Annotated in this window: 2 protein-coding genes; one reads left to right on the top strand and one right to left on the bottom strand. The window is 46.2% G+C overall.

Going from position 1 to position 3,457, the window contains the following annotated elements; translation table 11 throughout:
* On the top strand, positions 1-2,274 hold a 2,274-nt coding region (locus IJJ71_RS12485), incomplete at its 5' end, for a glycoside hydrolase family 94 protein (protein WP_296847469.1).
* Between the two features lie 231 nt (positions 2,275-2,505).
* On the opposite strand, the gene IJJ71_RS12480 is transcribed toward IJJ71_RS12485, so the two are convergent.
* Positions 2,506-3,108 (bottom strand): recombinase family protein, encoded by a 603-nt coding sequence (locus IJJ71_RS12480; RefSeq protein WP_296847468.1) that lies wholly within the window; start codon positions 3,106-3,108, stop codon positions 2,506-2,508.
* Between the last annotated feature and the right edge of the window lie 349 nt (positions 3,109-3,457).

The raw sequence follows: 3,457 nt of genomic DNA, 5'->3' as shown, positions 1-3,457 counted from the left end.
GGCCGCTATTTCTACATTAACGACAATGGCACAATCTGGAACCCTGGCTGGTCTCCAGTTAAGACTGAACTTGATTCTTACGAATGTCGTCACGGTATGGGCTACACAGTCATTACCGGCAAAAAGAACGGCCTCAAGGCAGAAGTCACATTCTTTGTTCCACAAGACTACGACGGCGAAGTTCAGCAGGTTGTTTTGACCAACGAAAGTTCATCTGCAAAGACTTTCAAATTCTGGTCATTCGCTGAATGGTGTCTCTGGGACGCTCAGGACGACTGCACAAACTTCCAGCGCAACTTCTCAACAGGCCGCGTTGAAATCAAAGATTCAGTTATCTATCACAAAACAGAATATCGTGACCGCCGAAATCACTACGCTTTCTACTCAGTAAACGACAAGATTGACGGCTACGACACAGACCGCGACACTTTCATCGGCTTGTACAATGGATTCAACAATCCTCAGCAGGTTTTGGACGGAAAGTGCGGAAACTCCCTCGCTGACGGCTGGTCTCCAATCGCCTCACACTACAAGGAAATCACTCTCAAAGCAGGCGAATCAAAAACTCTGGTATTCGTTCTCGGCTATGTTGAGATGCCAGTCGAAAAGAAATTCGAGGCAGACGGCAAGACAATTAACAAGGAAAAAGCCCTTGCAATGATTGAAAAATACAACACTCCAGAAAAGTTCGCAGCTGGTATGGCAGAACTCCGCGCTTACTGGGACAAGCTCCTCGGAATCCTCAACGTAAACACACCAGAAGACAAAGTAAACCGCATGGTAAACATCTGGAACCAGTATCAGTGTATGGTTACTTTCAACCTTTCTCGCTCTGCTTCATATTTCGAATCAGGCATTGGCCGTGGCATGGGCTTCCGAGATTCAAACCAGGATATTTTGGGCTTTGTTCACCAGATTCCAGACCGCGCACGAGAGCGCCTTATCGACATTGCTTCTACTCAGCTTGAGGACGGCGGATGCTACCATCAGTACCAGCCACTCACAAAGAAGGGCAACGCTGACATCGGCGGCGACTTCTCAGACGATCCACTTTGGATGATTCTTTCAGTTTCTGCATACATCAAGGAAACAGGCGACTGGTCAATCCTCGATGCAAAAGTTCCTTACGACAACGATGAGTCAAAAGCAAAATCAATGCTCGACCACCTCACAGTAAGCTTCTACCACATTGTAAATAATCTTGGCCCTCACGGCTTGCCACTTGCAATGCGCGCAGACTGGAACGACTGTATCAACCTTTCATGCTTCTCTGACACTCCGGGCGAAAGCTTCCAGACTTATACAAACCCTAAGTTCAAGGCAGAAGGCGGCTACTCAAAGGTTGCAGAATCTGTATTCGTCGCAGCACTCTTCACTTACGCAGGCCCGAACTATGTGGGAATCCTCAATCACTTGGGTAAGGCTGACGAGGCTAAGAAGGCTCAGGCAGAAATCGACAAGATGAAGAAAGTTATGATGGATTCTGCATGGGACGGCAACTGGTTCATGCGAGCTTACGACGCTTACGGCAAGAAGATGGGTTCAAAAGAATGTGAAGAAGGACAGATTTTCATTGAGCCACAGGGCTTTGCAATCATGTCTGACATCGACAAGGAAGCAACCAAAAAGACTCTTGCCGCAATCGACGAGCGCTTGAACACAAAGCACGGTCTCGTTCTCAACAACCCTGCTTTCACAAAATACTATGTTCAGTACGGCGAAATCTCTACATATCCGGGCGGATACAAAGAGAACGCAGGTATCTTCACACACAACAACGCATGGATTATCTGTGCGGCCGCTTATGCTGGTGAAGGAAACCAGGCTTTCAAATATTACTCAGAAATCGCTCCTGCTTACACAGAAGAGACTTCTGACATTCATAAAACAGAGCCTTATGTTTACGGCCAGATGATTGGCGGTAAAGATGCAGGTTCGGACATCGGACAGACAGGAAAGAACTTTGGTCAGGGCAAGAACTCTTGGCTTACGGGAACTGCCGCATGGAACATGGTTGCAATCAGCCAGTACATCCTTGGTATTCAGCCAGACTTTGACGGACTTAAAGTTGATCCTTCTATCCCGTCAAGCTGGGACGGATTCACAGCAACACGTCTCTTCCGCGGTGCTAAGTACAACATCACAATCAAAAACCCAGGCCACGTTTGCAAGGGCGTAAAATCAATGGTTGTTGACGGTAAAGCCGTAAACGGCTGCATCGTTCCGTTCGACGCAAGCAAAAAAGAAGTCAATGTTGAAATCACATTAGGCTAAAATGCGTTAGGGATTGTAGCACCGCCGAAGGCGTTCACCGACATCCATGTCGTAACGAGAACTTCGTTCTCGCGGCAGTTATTGACTTTTTAAGGACGCGACATCCGTGTCGCGAGCGGATAATGCAGACATGGTTGGCGGGGAATGAAGCGAAAGCGGAAGTGCGAAAAGCCCGACCGTGCAAAGCACGGTAACGCCCATATCGGGCAAATGCCTGGTATGGGCTTTTTTTTATTTAAAAAGAATTCTTCCCAAGTGTTTGTTTAAGGTTCCCCATGCGACACCAAGTTCTTCCGCAATGGAACGCTTGCTTCTTCCGAGTAGAATTTCGTGCTTTATGTAATCATCGAAAGGGGAGAGCTTGTAAAAGTCAGATTTTCGCCCCAGTTTTCGCCCGACATGTTTGCCTTCATGTCTGGCACGCTGAATGCCCTGCTTTGTCCGTTCGGAAATCAGCTGCCGCTCAATTTCTGCCGAGAGACCGAACGCGAATGCGAGAACTTTGGACTGAATGTCATCGCCAAGCCGGTAATTATCTTTGATTGTCCAGACCTTTATATCATTTTCCAGAAAATATTGAAGCACATTCATAATCATGATTAAGGAACGCCCGAATCGAGAAATTTCAGTGCAAATAATTAAATCTCCTTCCTTGCACTGGCTCATAAGTTCCTTTCCAAGTTTCCGATATTCCGGCTTTTTTATGCCGCTGATTTTTTCTTCAACCCATTTGTCGATATGCAGTCCGTTCTGCCAGGCAAATTTTTCAATCTCAAGCTGCTGATTTTCCAAATTCTGATGAATTGTTGAAACCCGGATGTAACCATAAACCATAAAATACCTCCAATTATGATAGTGTTCTTTAATACTAACCCCTAAAGGAAGGAAAGGAAAATTGAAAAGTGAAAGTTGAAAGTTGAAAGTTTTTTTGGGGGCAATCCACCTGCTGCGGCTGTTCCTCGGCTCGGTCACCCTCGGCCTCTTCCCTCGCTAACGCTCAGTCCAGTGGCTGGCTTGCGCCACCGCTCCATAGCCGTGCCCGACTTTTTCGTGATAAGGAAAAAAATTTTTTGCACTTACAGGTAAAAACAGGACGGAAATTTGAAAGTTGGTTCAATATTCACATCGGAAAAATCCAAATTTTTAAGTTCAGAATTTGCATTATGAAATTTAATCCTTGGTT

It is taken from the genome of Treponema sp. (assembly GCF_017430385.1).
Lineage (GTDB): Bacteria > Spirochaetota > Spirochaetia > Treponematales > Treponemataceae > Treponema_D.
The sequence above is the reverse complement of the archived record's forward strand: the minus strand, read 5'-3'. Positions and strand labels throughout refer to the sequence as shown.

Excerpts from the sequence above, each read along its gene's own strand:
- IJJ71_RS12480 (WP_296847468.1), bottom strand. The coding sequence starts at position 3,108 with ATGGTTTATGGTTACATCCGGGTTTCAACAATTCATCAGAATTTGGAA.